The 1,599-nt window shown below is 65.2% G+C and carries 2 protein-coding genes and 1 pseudogene; 2 read left to right on the forward strand and 1 reads right to left on the reverse strand.

From position 1 onward, the window contains the following. Positions 1-359: 359 nt before the first annotated feature. Positions 360-509 (forward strand): hypothetical protein, encoded by a 150-nt coding sequence (locus U9980_RS14205; protein ID WP_322768350.1) that lies wholly within the window; start codon positions 360-362, stop codon positions 507-509. Here U9980_RS14205 and U9980_RS28560 read toward each other — a convergent pair. Continuing rightward, positions 443-631, reverse strand: a pseudogene (locus U9980_RS28560) (transposase); the annotation flags it as partial. The gene U9980_RS14205 and the pseudogene U9980_RS28560 sit on opposite strands and share 67 nt — an antisense overlap. Before the next feature lie 676 nt (positions 632-1,307). Here U9980_RS28560 and U9980_RS14210 point away from each other — a divergent pair. Next, the coding region (locus U9980_RS14210) for a hypothetical protein (RefSeq protein ID WP_322768351.1) at positions 1,308-1,599 on the forward strand (292 nt) is incomplete at its 3' end.

The following is a 1,599-nucleotide window of genomic DNA, read 5'->3' on the forward strand; positions in this document are numbered from 1 at the left end:
GCCCTGTCCCTGAACGTAGCGCCTGCGGACGCCGAACCGGGCGCTGCAGCAACGCACTCGTCAGAGCCGTCCAAGACGTAACGAGGAGGTTAAGAAGATCGAGAAGTTGGGCTTGAGAACCGCCGAATGCCCAGGTCGGACGCTACGTGACACCCACCCAAGGGGCGGTTGGTGGACCTAACGCACCACAATAAGAACCGTTTGATCTTTGTTCAGGGTCCCGAAATCACCGTTCGGCCGGTCTCCACGCGGCTGCTGACCAGGGACAACGTCCAGTAAGCGTCCGGCCGGCAACATCATCCACCGAGCCGAACACCCGGTCCGCGCACCTGGTAGTTCCGGACGCTCCGGTGCGACTGGTGACCGTGATCGTGGGGATCGTGGTCGGGTTGACGTTCCTCTTCGGCTTCGGCTTCGGCTTCGGCTTCGGCAACGTCGCAACGCTCGGTGCGCTCACCCCGAACGACGGCGGCAGGTGCCGCCATGCGCAGCCCGAGGTCAGGACGTAGACGACCGCTGTGAACACCGCCCGCTCGTCCACCGGAGGAGTCCCCCCGCCCTGCGGGCGCGCGGTGAAACCGGGCAACAAGGGCTCGACGAGCTCCCAGAGTTCGTCAGGTACCAGCCGCAGGGCAAGGGCGGTCGTCCACGCATCAGATCATGCAGGAAGATCCACAGGCCATGTGAGACACGCTCTTCGTTCGGCATTGCCGAAAAATAACCAGCGTAGATTCCATAGAGGAGGCAAGATTCTGTGCTATGGGTTCAAGGTGAGCCGGGAGACGCTGGCGGCGAAGTTCGAGACGATCCGCGCCGACGGTGCCCGCCCCTGGGCCGGTGAAGGAGGAAGCGCTACCGGTCGAGACAGACGGGCATGAGCAGGACCTGTTCCACCGGGCTCGCGCCGAAGACGTCCTGCACTGGCAGCAACACCAGCGGCCAATCTCCGCCGAAACCCTCCATAAGCGACGGCGGCCTCAAGGAGTCAGTGCGCCACCGAAATAGCCAGCGCGGCGAAGTGGTACTCCCCCCTCGGGATCGGAGGCGAGGACGAGGACAACGACGAGTACGAAAACGAGGATCTAGACAGGTTCGCGGCCGAACTCCGGGCTGACGACCCGACCGCATCAGCCAACACGGCCACGGACGACGAGGGCGACGGCGGTGAGGACGCCAGCGACACCTGGAACCGACGTCAGGCTCGGCACAACCTGATCGACATTCATAACCAGGATCTGGCCCGTCTGGTCACCACCGAGAATCTACTCGTCGCCAGTCAGGAGCTGCGCTCCTGGGCGGAACCGGCGGTGGCCCCCCTCCACCGCCGTATCGCATACGCACGTCGGTTGTTCGCCGAGGCGTACCCGGCTGGCGAGCTCCTCTTCGCCGCGGCCGTCGCCATCCTCGACCGAGCCAGGCACGGCATGCCGCAGGCGCCCTCGTCCAACCCGTCCGCGCGCCATATCGAACACACCCGGCGACAATGGGTAAACGACGTGCTCGGCTGTGGGTACCTGCTGCCTAGCGAAGTCACGGTCGCCGAGACCACCGCCCGCCACGCCGCCGGCCGGCGGCGTAAGCATCGAGACGAACTTGAGG

The sequence above is a fragment of the Protofrankia sp. Cr1 genome, assembly GCF_963555865.1.
GTDB lineage: Bacteria > Actinomycetota > Actinomycetes > Frankiales > Frankiaceae > Protofrankia.